General features: G+C 40.0%; 12 protein-coding genes. 6 read left to right on the top strand and 6 right to left on the bottom strand.

The annotated features are described in order from the left end of the window. Positions 1-13 precede the first annotated feature (13 nt). Complete coding sequence (locus PREBIDRAFT_RS06825) at positions 14-691, bottom strand: phosphatase PAP2 family protein (protein ID WP_004335871.1); 678 nt, start codon at positions 689-691, stop codon at positions 14-16. Between the two features lie 48 nt (positions 692-739). Continuing rightward, a complete protein-coding gene (locus PREBIDRAFT_RS06820) occupies positions 740-2,818 on the bottom strand; it encodes an LTA synthase family protein (RefSeq protein WP_004335872.1) in 2,079 nt (692 codons plus the stop codon). 247 nt (positions 2,819-3,065) lie between these two features. Between PREBIDRAFT_RS06820 and PREBIDRAFT_RS06815 the strand changes: the two genes are divergently transcribed. Both PREBIDRAFT_RS06815 and PREBIDRAFT_RS06810 read left to right on the top strand, forming a co-directional pair. After that, positions 3,066-3,908, top strand: coding sequence for a DUF3737 family protein (locus tag PREBIDRAFT_RS06815; RefSeq protein WP_004335874.1), 843 nt, complete (start codon positions 3,066-3,068; stop codon positions 3,906-3,908). Positions 3,909-3,990: 82 nt separating this feature from the next. After that, a complete protein-coding gene (locus PREBIDRAFT_RS06810; RefSeq protein ID WP_004335875.1) occupies positions 3,991-5,154 on the top strand; it encodes a MalY/PatB family protein in 1,164 nt (387 codons plus the stop codon). Positions 5,155-5,169: 15 nt separating this feature from the next. Here PREBIDRAFT_RS06810 and PREBIDRAFT_RS06805 read toward each other — a convergent pair whose 3' ends face one another. After that, a complete protein-coding gene (locus PREBIDRAFT_RS06805) occupies positions 5,170-5,808 on the bottom strand; it encodes a DUF4294 domain-containing protein (RefSeq protein WP_004339554.1) in 639 nt (212 codons plus the stop codon). A gap of 472 nt (positions 5,809-6,280) precedes the next feature. Here PREBIDRAFT_RS06805 and PREBIDRAFT_RS06800 point away from each other — a divergent pair, with 472 nt between their 5' ends. From PREBIDRAFT_RS06800 to PREBIDRAFT_RS06785, 4 genes are all read left to right on the top strand, one after another. Next, positions 6,281-7,600 (top strand): anaerobic C4-dicarboxylate transporter family protein, encoded by a 1,320-nt coding sequence (locus tag PREBIDRAFT_RS06800; RefSeq protein WP_004335877.1) that lies wholly within the window; start codon positions 6,281-6,283, stop codon positions 7,598-7,600. A 52-nt stretch (positions 7,601-7,652) separates the two neighbouring features. Next, the gene (ansB, locus tag PREBIDRAFT_RS06795; protein WP_004335878.1) at positions 7,653-8,708 is read left to right on the top strand and encodes an L-asparaginase 2; all 1,056 of its coding nucleotides are present in this window, start codon (positions 7,653-7,655) and stop codon (positions 8,706-8,708) included. A 76-nt stretch (positions 8,709-8,784) separates the two neighbouring features. Continuing rightward, the gene (locus tag PREBIDRAFT_RS06790) at positions 8,785-9,981 is read left to right on the top strand and encodes a porin (RefSeq protein ID WP_004339553.1); all 1,197 of its coding nucleotides are present in this window, start codon (positions 8,785-8,787) and stop codon (positions 9,979-9,981) included. A gap of 75 nt (positions 9,982-10,056) precedes the next feature. Next, positions 10,057-11,487: an aspartate ammonia-lyase gene (locus PREBIDRAFT_RS06785; protein WP_004335880.1), complete on the top strand. Its 1,431-nt coding sequence runs from the start codon at positions 10,057-10,059 to the stop codon at positions 11,485-11,487. Between the two features lie 84 nt (positions 11,488-11,571). Here the strand turns inward: PREBIDRAFT_RS06785 and PREBIDRAFT_RS06780 are convergent, their stop codons facing one another. The 3 genes from PREBIDRAFT_RS06780 to purL form a co-directional block, all read right to left on the bottom strand. Then, a complete protein-coding gene (locus PREBIDRAFT_RS06780) occupies positions 11,572-12,036 on the bottom strand; it encodes a lipocalin-like domain-containing protein (protein WP_004339552.1) in 465 nt (154 codons plus the stop codon). 651 nt (positions 12,037-12,687) lie between these two features. Beyond that, positions 12,688-13,092, bottom strand: coding sequence for a hypothetical protein (locus PREBIDRAFT_RS10795; protein ID WP_050772581.1), 405 nt, complete (start codon positions 13,090-13,092; stop codon positions 12,688-12,690). A 61-nt stretch (positions 13,093-13,153) separates the two neighbouring features. Continuing rightward, entirely contained in the window at positions 13,154-16,897 is a 3,744-nt protein-coding gene (purL, locus tag PREBIDRAFT_RS06765; RefSeq protein WP_004335883.1) for a phosphoribosylformylglycinamidine synthase, read from the bottom strand. Positions 16,898-17,081: the final 184 nt, after the last annotated feature.

Raw genomic sequence — 17,081 nt, 5'->3', positions numbered from 1 at the left:
AATACTGTTTAAATTAGAAATGAGTTATTCCCATCAAAATAGGGAAAGAGAAGGTTACTAAAAGCGAGTAAAAGAGGTAATTACTCGTTTGTGCTACAAGGGAATAACTAGGTAAGCTATTTATTCTGCGATGTGTAAACACTAGCCCATAGTAGGAAGTGGTACCCACAGTTGCGCCTACTAGTACACCCCCAAGAATATCACCAGGATAATGAACTCCAAGATAAATGCGAGAATAGCAGATAAAAATGGTGAAAAGAAGTAGTGGATAAGTAACTTTCTTACGACGATATAATAAGCTCACAAAAGTAAACGCGCTAAAAGAGGTGGCTGCATGACTTGAGACAAAGCCCAATTGACCTCCACGATAGCCATCAACATAATGTAACATTCCGCAAATGGCAACACAATGGGACGGGCGCAAACGCTCACAATAGGGCTTAATAATGCCAGAGGCGATAAAGTCGGACAAACCGATTGCTGCTGCTAAAAAAACTGTAACAATTAGTATCGCTAGCACTGGCACACGATGGCGTATCAAACCAAAGATAAACATTAACGCTATAAGGAGCCATATTTTGGGTAAAGAAAAGATTGCCCAAATAGTATCCATCACTACTCCACCATCAAAGTTGAGACAGAGCATGGACATTTTATCATAATGATCAAGAAAGCAAATAATAGGCTCCATAAGTTAAACGTTTATATTGCGTATTTGAAAGACTTTCAGCATACTTCTTTAATGTCGCTTCAGATAGAGATTTACAAACTGATAATAGGTTTGTGCTTTCTTAACGAGTGCTGGGTTTTGTCGTGGCAAGAGAATTTCCTCTGCCTCAGCTCCTTTATGATACTTCACAGCATACTGCTGTATCTTGCTTACTGGAGATAATACCGTAAGTGTATTATTCTCTAAATAGCCAAGATCTTGATAAGTAGCCATAAAAGCACGTGGCTTATAAGAAGGTGAGAAAATATTCTGACCCGCAAACTGTACCTTTATTGGAAGTTGTAACATTGAAAGAATGGTAGGCATAATATCTATCTGGGAACAGAGCGTTGATACCACTTTAGGTTGTACAAAGCTAGGAGCATAAACCACACAAGGAATGTGATACTTATCTATAGGTAAGGAGGTACTACCAGCACTAGAAGCACAGTGGTCGGCAATAACAACAAAGATGGTATTCTTAAACCATGCCTTCTTTGTTGCATCAGCAATGAATTTACCAATAGCATAGTCGGTATATTTCACTGCGGCCTCACGACAATGTGGGTCGCTATCAAACTTTATCTTGCCCTCTGGGTAAGTATAAGGGCGGTGGTTGCTCGTGGTCATAATCTGAGCAAAGAAAGGTTTGCCCTTAGCTGCATTTTTATCGAATACTTCAAGGCTCTTTGCGAACATATCACCATCGCATACTCCCCAGATGTTTGCAAAAGTAATCTTTGAAGGATCAATACTATTACGGTCGATGACTTCATAACCATTATGCGAGAAGAAATCGCCCATATTATCAAAATAGCTATCACCTCCATAGAGGTACTGCACGGTATAACCTTGCTTCTTCAACTGCGCTCCCACAGAAAGATTGCCCATTCGGTTTTGTTTCTGCTTGATAATACTTTCTCCAGCACTTGGTGGAATACATAAAGAAAGGGCTTCCAATCCACGTACAGTACGGTTCCCATTCGCAAATAAGCTATCGAAAACCATTCCTTCCTTCATCAATTTATCAAGGTTTGGAGTGATGCCTTGCGTGTTTCCATAACGAGCAAAGAACTCTGCACTAAGACTTTCTACCGTAATAAGCACAATATTCTTCTTTTGCGGATTACTACCACTTGCTAAGGTCTTTTCGCCTTGAGCATTCAAGCCTGCTAACTTATAATAGTTATGCTTTACTTCCGTTTCAGAAAGCATAGCATAAAACTTATTATACGCTAGCGTATTATTTATAAAAGCACGTACAAAACAGTTGGCTCCATTACGTTCCACTTGATCAACATACTGATTTTTTGCGGTAATAGGATCGACTAATGACAATATACCCCATCCTATCAAGGCTGAAACGACAAAGATCATAGTGTGAATACCAAAGTATTTAAGATCATAAAGCTTCTCTAACTTGAAACGACGTTTACGCGATTGTATCCAGATAATACCAACGGTAAGTACCACAATAGCTATGATCATAGGGGTAATAGCGTATGACTCCATAATATTACCTATTACCTCGTGGGTATAGACAAGGTAATCTACAGCTATAAAATTGTATCGTACACCAAACTCATCCCAGAAAAGATACTCGCCAATGGATACAAAAAGCAACAAGCCTATATACAGAGCCCATGCAAAATAAAGCGAACAACGACGCCAAGGTATGCGAAGTTTAGGGATCAGGAAACGCATTGTAAAGCTAAAAAACTTCCACCCCAAAAGTATTTGTGCCACCCTTGGAGCTCCTCCACCATATTCATAAAAGATACTCTTTCCCCAAAAGCTATAAGCAAGACTTATGGCAAGCAACACCTCAAGACAAATGCCTATTACCTTATTATATTTCACCTCATTAAGCGTAGGATAAAGCATAAAAAGAGGAATAGAAAGAAGGAAGCCTGTACCAATATCGGAAAGTATACCTAATCCGATACAGCGTAACACTTCCACAAATGAAAAAGAAGCATCGGCTGGGGCTGTTAGCATTAATATTACTCGAAGAAGGAATCCTATGATAATATAAACTTTTAAAAACCTATCCACAATAAGGAAGATAGGATTTCGCTTGATAATACCTTTGTTTTTTATAGATGTCATTACGCTATTATTTTTAGTCTACAAAATTAAGGATAAAGTTTGGAGTAAGGGTGTATTATGTCATTACTTTCTACTAAAACAATAAAAAAAAGAAGTTTTTGTAGAATTTACAATAAATCTTCCTTAGATAATTATACCTTTGCAACACAAAAGACAAAGTATATCGAAAAAGACTTTGGCATTGTATTTGTAATTTTTCAATAGATAATATCTCCTACGAATAAAAGGAAGAAATAAAGAACTAACGATGAAACTGATAAAAGATAAAAAGCTAGGAGGCGAGCGTCCTCTCTTTGGGATTAAGGATACACGCCTTGAGAATATAGAGATTATTGATGGAGAGTCGGGCATCAAGTGTTGCGAGAACTTAGCGTGCGACAACTCTAAGTTTTATGGTAAATATCCTTGGTGGCATGTAGATAAGAGCCTTATCACAAACTGCTATTTTGCAGAAGGATCACGGTCTGCTATTTGGTATTCTAACGACATGATGATGAAAGATTGCGTTATTGATGGTCCAAAGTTCTTCCGCGAAATGAAGAACCTTGAACTAGAGAATGTAAAAATCAACGATGCTGATGAAACATTTTGGAAGGTAGACGGCTTAAAACTAAAGAACGTAGTTTTACATGAGGGTACTTATCCCTTTATGTTTTCAAAAAATATCTATGTAGATGGCTTGGTTTCTGATGCTAAATATGTATTCCAATATTGTGATAATGTAGAAGTTCACAATGCTAAAATCGACACTAAAGATGCGTTTTGGGAGTGTGATAATGTTGTTATCTACGACTCTGAACTCAATGGAGAATACCTTGGCTGGCATAGTAAGAATGTGAAACTAGTACGTTGTCATATCAGTGGAGAACAACCACTCTGCTATATGGACGGCATTATCCTCGACGATTGCACCTTTGATGCTGCATGCGATCGTTGTTTTGAAGATTCTAAAAACATCAATGCCGATATTGTTGGGGCTATTACCGAAATAAAGAACCCTATTTCAGGACGCATTGCTGCTCACAATGTAGGTAAAGTAACCTATGATGAGTTTGCCAAAGGAAAGCAAGCAATGATCACACTTCGATAAATACTTGAAGGCTTTAAGCACTTGGCTATTACCTCTTTAATTACTTTTGCTTTTCAGCATATAACCCTTAATGCACAAGAAAATGTATAACTTCGACCAACAAATTACACGCCGTGGCACAAATTCAGTGAAATGGGACGAGACCGATGGCAATGATATTATTCCAATGTGGGTAGCTGATATGGATTTCCTTGCGGCTCCTGCAATACAAAAAGCACTAGAAGAGCGCGTAAAGCACGGAGTTTTTGGCTATACCATTGTTACCAATAGCTATTACGAAGCTATCATAAGCTGGTTTAGCCGTCGGCATCAATGGCAGATAGAAAACGATTGGATTATCTATACCACTGGTGTTGTGCCTGCTATTAGTGCTGTAATCCATGCATTAGCAATGCCTGGAGAAAAGGTGTTGATACAGAGTCCTGCTTACAATTGTTTCTTCTCTAGCATCAAAAACCAAGGATGTGAAGTTGTAGAAGCTCCGCTAAAGCGAGAAGGTGATAGTTATGTAATGGACTGGGGTGACTTTGAAGCAAAGTGTTCTGATGAGAAAACAACACTCTTCTTACTATGCAACCCTCATAATCCTAGTGGGCGTGTGTGGACAAAAGATGAACTAGCCAAGATCAATGATATTTGTTTGCGCCATAATGTCATAGTCATTAGCGATGAGATACATTGTGAACTCATTATGCCCGACTATACTTTCACACCATTTGCTGCCGTTAATGAAGCTTGCCAAAACAATAGTATTACGCTCAACTCGCCTACAAAGAATTTCAATATTGCTGGACTTCAGATTGCTAACATTATCTGTAAGAACCCAACATGGCGAAGAAGAGTAAACCGTGTTGTGAATATCTTCGAGATTTGCGATGTCAACCCATTTGGACCTATAGCCTTAGAAGCAGCTTATAACGAGAGTGAGGATTGGCTTGATGAACTGAATATCTACCTTAATAACAACTATCTTGCCCTAAAAGACTTCTTCAAAACAGAAATGCCTCAACTAGAAGTATTGAAGCTAGAAGGAACTTATCTTGTATGGGTAGATATTAAGCGTTTAGGTATTAAATCAAAAATACTTGCAAAAAGGCTCTTAGCCGAAGGGCATGTATTTATCAATAGTGGTACCTTATATAGTAAAGACTTTGGTGAAGGCTATCTTCGCATCAACATAGCCACCCCACGTGCCACAATGCTTGAAGGTTTACGACGTATGGCAAAAGTGGTAAAAGCATTATAAAGCATATTCAAAAGCCTATAGTTGCCCCGCCTCTACCTGCAAAACTATGCGTTCAACCAAACGATCTGCCCCTTTAGGATCATAACGTTTCTTCAAACTACTACCAAAGCTCCAAGCAAAAATTTGATAAAAACCAGCACGAACAGGACCAAGAAAAGCTTTCACAAGATCGTAAGAAGTGGAATGACACTCACGATCTATCAACTTAATCAATAGCTTTCCTTGCGTAAAAGTAAGTTTCTTCATACGAGGTTTATAGGTCTCCCAAATCTCTTTTTCCACCCTTTTTATATGAGCTTCACGTTCCTTTTTATTTGGAATAGTCTCTAAATAAGCACCCGTTTCGAGGATCATCTGATTACACTCTTTGGCTATAGGCAAGGTCTTCTTGATATTATACACCAAACGATTGTATGCCATCCTTTGTTTATCATCCTTAAATTCTATAGGCGGAAATACATAAACATTGCTTGTTCTTACGTATTGTATGCTATCCCCTCCCAACTTTACCTTACCTATATGCACCATAGGGACAAAGGTAGGAGAGTCCATATCCACTACCCTATCCTCTGGATTAATATGATTTTGTGCTAGAGCAGATGAAGAAAACATCATCACACACATTAATATACACAATAGTTTCTTACTTGACATACCGCAAAATTACTTATTATTTCTGAACTTAAATCTACCTTTTAGGAATAATTTATTTTTTCAACATATATCTATACTCAAAAAAACTATTTGAATACCGATTGATCCAATACTTGATGCGAACAAAAATAGAGGAAAAACACTAACTTTTGAACGAGGGCTTTCACTTTCAAAACGAAAGCTAGTATTTTCAAACAAAAAGAAAGCATTCTCCTTTATCGTTCCACACATTACTATCATATTGTCAATAAAAATAATAAAAAAGCTACCAAACCACAAATATACATTTCTTTATGAAAGCAAAATAGTCGATTTTTGCATATTTTTTTATTAAAACAAACCCTCCTAAATAGCAAAACAATGTTAATGCTCGATAAAAAGATATGCAAAAAACGTGTGCGGTGATGATTATTTGGGTACATTTGCACTATCAATACTCTAATAAGGTGCATTATTAAATAATACAACATATATGACTTTATTACTTATAGAGCTACTCATCGTGCTTGCTATGATTTTTATTGGCGCACGAATAGGAGGCTTAGGACTTGGAATTTATGGAATGATAGGCGTATTCATTCTAGTTTATGGATTTGGTTTAAAACCTGGTGACCCACCTATTGATGTAATGATGATTATCGTTGCAGTAATTACTGCAGCTTCAGCACTGCAAGCTTCGGGTGGTTTAGATTATTTAGTAGGTGTGGCAGCCAAATTCTTAAAGAAGCACCCAGAGAACATTACCTACTTTGGTCCCATCACATGCTGGCTCTTTTGCGTAGTTGCAGGCACTGCACACACATCATATTCGCTACTTCCCATTATCTCTGAAATAGCTCAAGCCAAAAAGATTCGCCCTGAACGTCCATTAAGTTTGAGCGTTATTGCAGCTTCATTGGGTATCACTTGTAGCCCTGTTAGTGCTGCTACAGGTGCACTAATCAGCCAAAACCTACTAGGTGCTAAAGGTGTAGAGCTAGGCACAGTGATGCTCGTTTGTGTACCTACAGCTTTTATTTCTATCTTAGTTGCCGCTTTCGTTCAGAACCATATCGGTAAAAATCTTGAAGCAGACCCTGAATATAAACGACGCATAGCTGTAGGAATTATCAATCCTGAAGAAGACAAAAAAGCACTAGAAATAGCAGAAACCGATCCTAATCCACGTGCAAAATACTCTGTCTTTGCTTTCCTTCTTGGTGTAGCAATAGTAGTTTTATTTGGTTTCGCACCAAGCTTGCGCCCTGAAGGCGTTACAATGAGTCAGACCATCGAAATGGTTATGATGTCGGATGCTGCTTTGATCCTCTTCGCTGGCAAGGCAGATGTAGCTAAAGCCGTGAATGGAAACATTTTTAAAGCAGGTCTGAATGCTGTTATAGCCATTTTTGGTATTGCTTGGATGGGTAGCACTTTCTACCTAGGAAATCAAGAACTCATCAACAATGGCTTATCAGGTATGGTAGCATCAGCCCCTATTCTTTTTGCTCTAGCACTCTTTGTAATGAGCATAATGCTCTTCTCACAAGGAGCTACCGTTACCACGCTTTACCCCGTTGGTATTGCGCTAGGTATCAATCCCCTACTACTCGTAGCCATTTTCCCTGCAGTAAATGGTTATTTCTTCCTACCAAACTACCCTACCGAAGTTGCAGCCATCGGTTTCGACCGTACTGGCTCTACCCACGTTGGCAAGTATGTTATCAATCATAGCTTCCAAATTCCGGGCTTTATCACGACCATTGTTTCAATAGCTTTGGGACTACTAATGATCCAATTTCTACACATATAGGAACCTTGCGTTTAAACAAATCTATCATAGCAACATAAATAAATTAAAACTTATGAGAACTTTTAAAATTTCTTTCCTCATGGTTATGGCATTGGTAATGTCAACCATCGCTTTCGCACAGAAGCCAAAGATTCGTATTATTGCTACGGGTGGTACTATCGCAGGTGTATCTGCATCAGCTACTAGCTCTGCTTATGGTGCAGGACAAGTAGGCATTCAAACTTTGATTGATGCCGTTCCACAGATTAAGGACATCGCTGAAGTTAGCGGTGAGCAATTGGTTAATATCGGTAGCCAAGACATGAACGATGAAGTATGGCTAAAGCTTGCAAAGCGTATTAATCAACTATTGAACAAAGAAGGCTACGATGGCGTATTGGTTACTCACGGAACCGATACAATGGAAGAAACAGCTTACTTCCTTTCTTTGACCGTTCACTCAGACAAACCTGTAGTTCTTGTAGGTTCAATGCGTCCTTCAACAGCTATCAGTGCTGATGGTCCAGCCAACCTTTACAATGGTGTATGTACCCTTGTAGACCCTTCTTCTAAGGGACATGGCGTAATGGCATGTATGAACAACGAGCTATTCGAAGCTAAAGCTTTGGTAAAGACCCACACCACCGACTGCGCTACTTTCAAGGGCGGTATCTACGGTGAAATGGGTTATGTTTACAATGGCAAGCCATATTTCTTGCACACTCCTGTAGCTAAGCAAGGTCTTACCTCTGAATTTAATGTAGACAATTTGGATAAGCTTCCACAAGTAGGTATTACATACGGATATGCTAATACTTCTGCGCTTCCATTTAAGGCATTCGTCGATGCTAAGTTTGATGGTATTGTAAATGCAGGCGTAGGTGATGGTAACTTCTACAAGGATGTTCAGCCTTTGGCAGAACAAGCTGTTAAAAATGGTATCGTTGTGGTACGTGCTAGCCGTGTTCCTTTTGGTCCTACAAACTTGAATGGTGAGGTTGACGATGCAAAGTATCACTTTGTTGCTTCTCTAAATCTTAACCCACAAAAAGCTCGTATCTTATTGATGCTTGCATTAACTAAGACTCGCGATTGGCAAAAGATCCAACAATATTTCAACGAATATTAATCTCTTTATGCTCACTTGATCGTCTTTTATCAAGTGAGCATAATCTAATTAAAAACCAACCTTTTACCATTTTTTTATGAAACATATTATATTAGGCACTCTCCTTTTAGGTGCTTCTTTAAGTGTAAGTGCGCAAGATAACCATAGCTACGGTGCTAGCGATAATCAATTTAAATCGTTAGCAGAAGAAGTTGCAAAACTTCAGAAGCATAACGATATGTTTAATGTTTACCTCAACTGGTCTGGTGCTTTCAATGCAGAGCAAGATGCCAATAAAGATTGGGGTACACGCTTTGCTAATAAGCAGCTCCGCCTCGAAATAAAAGGTAATCTAACCGATAAACTTTACTATCGTTTACGCCATCGTTTGAATAAGTCGCAAGCAGGACGTGGCAATGACAACTTTGCTAAAGCTACCGACATTATGATGGTGGGATATAAGTTTTCTGACAAGTTTAAACTAGAAGCTGGTAAAATGTGCCAGTACTGGGGTGGTTTTGAATTTGACGAAAACCACGAGTTTTCTGATATGGTGGGCAATATGGACAACTACCACATGGGTGTAGCTGCTAGTATCAAGCCTATCCCTACTCAGGAATTAATATTAATGGTTACCAATACCGATAACGATAAGTTTGCCGACTACTATGCTCCAAACGCTCAGTCTGTAGAAGGCACAGGTAAGAGTGTTCGCGACCTTGAACCAACAAAGAACGGTTTAACTTACATCGCAAACTGGAATGGTAGCTTCCTAGGTGATAAGCTCCGCACCCGCTGGGCATGGGGATTGCTCACACAAGCAAAACACAAGTACAGTCGTATGATGTCATTAGGACAGCAACTCAACTTACCAAAGGTACAATGGTATTTCGACTATATGAACGAATATGCAGGGCTTGACCGTTTGCGTATAGCCTCATCAGAAATTCAAGCAGCCGATCCTGCACTCTTACCAGAAAATCATTTCCTAAGCGATGTACATTACGATTCATTTATCACTAAGGTAAACTGGCAATTTGCTCCACAATGGAACTTCATGGCAAAGGGTATGTACGAAACTGCTAGCGTTTCTAAGGTAGAAAAATATAAGAACTACCGCAAACACTTTAGCTGGATTACTAGTGTAGAATACTACCCTGTAAAGAGCCAAGACTTCCGTTTATACCTAGCTTACATCGGTCATAAGGTGAACTACAGCGAACTTTCTGGTTTGAAGAACTACAACACGAACCGCATCGAACTAGGTTTCATGTACCGCATCAAGGCTTATTAATAAAACATCTAATAATACATTATAGTTAATTTTATCGTCCCAACTAATTCTTGGGAGATGTAAATCAAAAAAATTATGGCAAACATTACAAACAATGGCGAACAAAAGTTTCGCATTGAAAGCGACCTTTTAGGTGAGTTGCAAGTACCTGCTGACGTACTTTATGGTGTACAGACACAGCGTGCAGTAAACAATTATCACATTTCGCGCAAGCGTATGTGTGCTTACCCTGAGTATGTAATTGCTATTGCATACGTTAAGATGGCAGCCGCACAAACCAACATCCAGCTCGGACAGATCGACGAGAAGGTTGGTAATGCTATGATCGAAGCTTGTAAGGAAATCATTGCTGGTAAGCATCACGAAAACTTTGTTACCGATATGGTACAAGGTGGTGCTGGTACTTCTGTTAACATGAATGCCAACGAGGTTATCGCTAACCGTGCTTTGGAAATCATGGGCTATGAAAAGGCTGATTACAAGCACTGTTCTCCTAACGATGATGCTAACTGTGGACAGTCTACCAACGATGTCTACCCTACTGCTATTCGCTACGCATTCATCCGTATGAACAAGAACTTGGTTAAGTCTTTAAGCCTTTTAATTGAGTCTTTCCGCAAAAAGGGTGAAGAGTTTAAGAGCGTTATCAAGATGGGACGCACACAGCTTCAAGATGCTGTGCCTATGACAGCAGGTCAGGAGTTCAACGCCTTCGCTGATAACTTAGAGGAAGAAATCGCTAACTTGCAGCGCAATGTCGATTTATTGCTAGAGATCAATATGGGTGGCACTGCCATTGGTACAGGACTCAACGCTGCTCCTGGCTTCCCAAAGATTTGTGCCGACTACCTTTCAAAAGCTACTGGCGAAAACTTTGTTGCAGGTCATAACCTTATCGAAGCTACTCCTGACACGGGTGCATACGTAAGCTATAGCTCTGCTTTGAAGCGTTTGGCAGTGAAGCTTTCTAAGATTTGTAACGACCTTCGTTTGCTGGCTTCAGGCCCTCGCTGTGGTTTCAATGAGATCAACCTTCCTGCAATGGCACCGGGTTCTTCTATTATGCCGGGTAAGGTTAATCCTGTAATCCCAGAGGTTACTAACCAAACATGCTTTAAGGTTATCGGTAACGACACCACTATAATGATCGCAGCAGAAGCTGGTCAGCTACAGTTGAACGTTATGGAACCTATCATTACCGAATGTTTGATGGAAGACCTTACATGGTTGCCTAACGCTATGGATACGCTCCGCGAACTATGTATTGATGGTATCACTGTTAATCAAGAGCGCACACTAGATATGGTGAAACATTCTATCGGTATCGTTACCGCTTTAAATCCATACATAGGCTACAAGAACTCTACAAAGATTGCTAAGGAAGCACTTGAGATTGGTGGTTCGGTTTACGATTTAGTATTAGAACACAAGCTCCTAACAAAGGAGAAACTTGATGCAATCCTAGACCCTACTCACATGCTAGACTCTACTGATATTGTGAAGTAAACAACTAAATGGATCACAAACCCATATAAAAAAAAGGGTGCAACTTTGAATAGTTGCACCCTTCTTCGTTATATATATTGTCTTTTAATTTTTCTTATCCTTTGCAATAAAGGCATCCATATCCGCATCAGTTACACGATTAAACTTCATAACAGTCTCTCTCTTTTCTTCCTCATCATAAAAACTTACTGTGAGAAGATCCTTCTTTAGCTCTACTATTTTAGCATTAAGGTTCTCCTCTTCATCACGACCTTCTGCCTTATAGCGCATTAACAGCCTGTCTTTTTCTATCTTCCATGTACCTTTACTTACTTCAATAGGATCAGATCCATCTTTATATGCCCCGATTAAAGTACCTTCTTTTATAAAACGGAAATAGACTACTTGAGGATCTACACCCTCATTAGCTATTGTAGCTTTCCAAGTACCAACGATGGAAGTTTCTGCCGTAGGTGGCGCATCAGGACCATCGTTATTACTACAGCTTACAAAGCCTAAAGATAATACAGCCACAAAGGCAATCGCAAATACATAAAGTATTCTTTTCATAATAGCTAAAAAAGTTTTTAAATAAAAAAATAATACTGCAAAGGTAGAGAAAAAGATTATATTACCAAAGAATAGTAAAAAAAACATTTATATGCAATTCCTACAGAAAGAGAAAGGATCTTCATTTAGACTATATACCCTCTATCCGCTAATAGATAACCTTTAAAATAGCAAAACATCATCTTTGAAGTGGCAAAAGGTCATGTTTTGAAAATATTTTTAATTTATTTTTTGAACAGAAATAAATTAAAAACAGCATAAAAATAAATTATTTTTCCACGCCAAATACGCCCTTTTATCACATCATTGGGCATCGTTTACCACTTGAAAAGACATCTACAGCGTTACGAAAACAGCGAAATGATTAACACAGTGATGATTAGCAGCAAAATAAAAGATAAGGGAATACTCGCTATTAACAATGCGAATTTATTTTTTTTGAGAACTCTCCTTATAGAGAAATGCTCCTCCTTGAGAATAGCAAAGAAATGTACAAAGACAGAAACAACAAATAAGATCAAAAAAACTAAAGTTAGTGTCTCGATCAATGGATTATCCTTTAAAAAGAAATAGTGTACTATCATCCCAACAATATAAAGGACACAAAGCACATCTTCAATAATACTAAACGTACGACGCATAATGTTTACTTTAATACAACAACACCATTCCTGCCAAAGCTGCAAAGCCTACGATGCGAAGAACACTAATTTTCAGCAGCAAGTAACCTACCAATGCAAAGCTAAAAATAAAAATACTCACCCAGAAGAACCAAGGATAAAGCGAGAGAGAAGGGAAGTTTGAGGCATTGAAGAGCATTATAGTAATAACTGCAAGCACACCAACAACAGTAGGGCGCACCCACTTGCTATAGGCAAACAAAATTATATTCGACTTATAACAAGCCATTATCGTCCATGAAGCTAAGAGTGCTACCAAGGCAGGACGCAAGCCATGCAGCATAGCGCTAACAACCGTTAAATCTTTAAAGTAATAAAAGAAGGTGGCAGCAAACAAAATCCCCATTCCCGTTTGTATATATTTTCCCTCTATCATAGGCAAAAAAAGACGTGCCAAACAAAGTTATCTCTGCCTAACACGTCTTATTATTAAGTTCTTATAATAGCTTTTCCACCCAACGGCGAGCGTTCACAAAAGCTTCAATCCATGGGGTTACTTCATCGTTTCTACGCTCACGAGGATACCAACCCAACTGCCATGGGAAGATAGCACGTTCCAAGTGAGGCATCATAGCTAAATGACGACCATCTGCCGAGCATATACCTGCCACGTTATAATCCGATCCGTTAGGATTGGCTGGATATGCTGCATAGTTGTATTTAGCTACAACGTTATACTTATCCTCCGTCTCAGGCATATAGAAACGACCCTCACCGTGAGCCACCCAAATACCAAGCTTATTACCACTCAACGAGCCAAACATCACACTATTGTTTTCTGGAATAGCCAAACTAATAAAGCCACTCTCAAACTTCTTACTTGCGTTATGGCACAAATGTGTGCGATGAGGATGTTCTGGGTTGATCAAGTTGAGCTCTACCATAAGCTGACAACCATTGCAAATACCGAGCGAAAGGGTGTCCTTACGTGCATAGAACGCATCTAAAGCCTTCTTCGCTTTTTCGTTATAGAGGAAGGCACCAGCCCAGCCTTTTGCCGATCCAAGCACATCAGAGTTAGAGAAACCACCGCAGAAAACAATGAAGTTGACCTCTTCCAAGGTTTCACGACCACTGATAAGATCGGTCATCATAACGTCTTTCACATCAAAGCCAGCTAAATACAAGCTATAAGCCATTTCGCGTTCGCCATTGGTACCTTTCTCACGAATAATTGCTGCTGTAGGACGTTTAGCATGATGAACAGGTGTTTCTTCCTTCCAACGATCAGCATTCAAGCCATATTGTGCCAAAGTTCCCTTAAAATCATCATTGAATTTCATCTCCAATGGTTGCTTCTTATAGTTGGTGAAGCGCTTCTTTGCCATACCATTAAAGCTCTGCTTACGGTCGAGCAAATAGGAAGTTTTATACCATGACTCGCGCATCTCGTCGATATTAAGGTCAAGCGAGAAGTTGCCATCGGCTAATGTAAGCACTCTCCCCTCTTCCACTGGTCGTCCAATACGTGCGAAACCTATGTTATTATCTTCCAAATAAGTCTTTACGTTGTCATAATCAGCTTCGTTAATTTGGATAACAACACCAGGGTTTTCAGCAAAGAGCTTCTTTATTACATCATTGCCCTGCATATCATGAAGGTTGATCTTTAGTCCACCCCTCGTATTAGCGAATGTCATTTCAAGTAAAGTGGTAATCAAGCCACCAGCAGAAATATCATGCCCAGCGAGGATCCAGCCACGACTAATCATCTCTTGAATAGCCTCAAAACAATCGCAGAAGTATTGCGCATCCTTTACAGTAGGCACATCGCTACCCACCTTACCCAAGCTTTGGGCAAAGGCTGAACCACCGAGTCGCTGTTCGTCATAGCTAAAATCAATATGAAGTAAGCGAGTATTCTTATCATTGACAAGAACAGGAGAAACTACTTTCTTCACATCCGACACCTCACCACCACTAGTTACGATCACTGTTCCTGGAGCAATAATCTTCTCGCCATTAGGATATTGTTGTGTCATAGAGAGCGAGTCCTTACCCGTAGGCACATTGATACCGATAGCACAACAGAAGTCGGATAAGGCTTTTACAGCACTATACAAGCGTGCATCCTCACCCTTTTGTGAGCGACAGGGCCACATCCAGTTAGCAGAAAGGCTCAAAGAGTCCATACCATCGGCAAGTGGCGCCCAAACAATATTAGTCAACGACTCAGCAACAGAGAGTACTGACCCTGCCTCCGGGCTAGCCAAACCAGCTTGAGGGGCATGACCTAGCGCCGTGGCAACACCACTCTTACCACGATAATCGAGGGCTACAACACCACAATCGGACAAAGGTAATTGGATTTCGCCCTGACATTGCTGGCGTGCCACCTTACCCGTTACCGAGCGATCGACCTTATTGGTGAGCCAATCCTTACATGCTACAGCCTCCATCTGTAATACACGCTGGATATATTCCTTAGCTTTTGATGTGTCGTAAGTGGCATTTTCGTAAGTACGCACTACGGTTTCGTCGGTCATCACCGTCTTTGGAGAGTGTCCGAACATCTGCGCTACATCGAGGTCGAATGGTTTAACACCATCGGTTTGTTCAAAGCTAAAATGAGCATCGCCCGTAGTTTCGCCCACAACATACATTGGAGCACGTTCGCGTTCAGCTATTTTCTGCACATGAGCAAGGTGCTTCTCATCAATGAGCAAGCCCATACGCTCCTGACTTTCATTAGCAATGATTTCCTTAGCACTCAACGTTTTATCGCCAATAGGCAAATTGCCCATTTCTATTTTTCCACCACATTCCTCTACAAGCTCGCTCAAACAGTTAAGATGACCTGCTGATCCGTGATCGTGGATACTAACAACAGGATTTTGATCTTCCTCCACAAGCGCACGCACCAAGTTGTAAGCACGCTTCTGCATTTCTGGATTGGCACGCTGAACAGCGTTTAGCTCGATACCATTTGAGTAACGACCTGTATCAACAGACGATACCGATCCGCCACCCAAACCAATGCGATAGTTGTCGCCACCCACAACAACAACCTTATTACCAGCCTGTGGAGTACCCTTCAAACAGTCGCGTTTAGTGCCATAGCCCACACCACCAGCAAGCATAATAACTTTATCGTAAGCGTATTTTTCACCATTCTCTTGATGCTCAAAGGTAAGCAAAGAACCCGTAATCAGTGGTTGACCAAACTTATTTCCAAAGTCGCTTGCACCATTTGAAGCCTTAATCAAGATCTGTTCAGGTGTTTGATAGAGCCACTGACGCACAGGAAGCAAGTATTCCCATGTACGCAAAGCAGGGGTAGCACCATCGTCTTCCTTGAGACGTGGGTAAGAGGTCATATAAACAGCAGTACCTGCAATAGGCCATGATCCTACTCCTCCACCCATACGATCGCGAATTTCTCCACCAGTACCAGTAGCCGCTCCATTGAAAGGTTCTACGGTCGTAGGGAAGTTATGAGTCTCTGCTTTAAGAGAGATTACGCTCTCAATAGGTTTTACACGGAAGTAATCGGCTGTGGATTGATCCTTTGGGGCAAACTGCTCGATGATAGGACCTTCGGCAAAAGCTACATTATCTTTATAAGCAGAAAGAATTTTTCCAGGATTTTCCTTCGTTGTTTTCTTAATCATAGAAAACAAACTGCTCTCCATTACCTTACCATCTATCACAAATTCTCCACCAAAAATCTTATGGCGACAGTGTTCACTATTGATCTGTGCAAAGCCAAAAATCTCCGAGTCGGTTAATGGACGACCGTTTTGCTTCTCAATATTCTCAAGGTAAGCTATTTCTTCTTTTGAAAGTGCCAATCCCTCTTCTTCATTGAATTTTTGAAGATCCTCCACACGACGGATGGGCTGTGGGGTGAGCGATGTTGAAAAAATATCTTGGTTCAGACCGTCGTACATACGCTGCAACATAGCATCGTGTTCGGCTTCTAGGCTACTCACAGGATAGTATTCCTCTATACGCAAAATGCCGCTAAGACCCATATTCTGTGTGATCTCAACGGCATTTGTACTCCATGGAGTAACCATTTCTCGGCGAGGACCTACGAAGTATCCCTTTAGGTTTTCTTCGTTTAGGTATGTAGCATCGCCATATAACCAACAAAGTTCTTTGATTTCTGCGTCAGACAGTTTGTGATTGACTTCTGTAGCAATCACATTCTTCTGCTGGGTTCTGAAGAAATGGATCATTATTTAATGTCTTAATTAGGTGTTGTTAATATCTTGCAAAGATACTATTTTCAAATGAATATATTGATAATATACAATGCTATTTTAGAAGATATTTTCGAGTTTTGAATACTTTTAAAAACTAGTTAATAGATTATCTTAAAATCAAAATGTAAACAAACCAACCTTATAAAGTGGTTAAAAA

It is taken from the genome of Prevotella bivia DSM 20514 (genome assembly GCF_000262545.1).
Lineage (GTDB): Bacteria > Bacteroidota > Bacteroidia > Bacteroidales > Bacteroidaceae > Prevotella > Prevotella bivia.
Note: the sequence above shows the minus strand (reverse complement) of the source record. Positions and strands in the feature narration are given on the sequence as shown.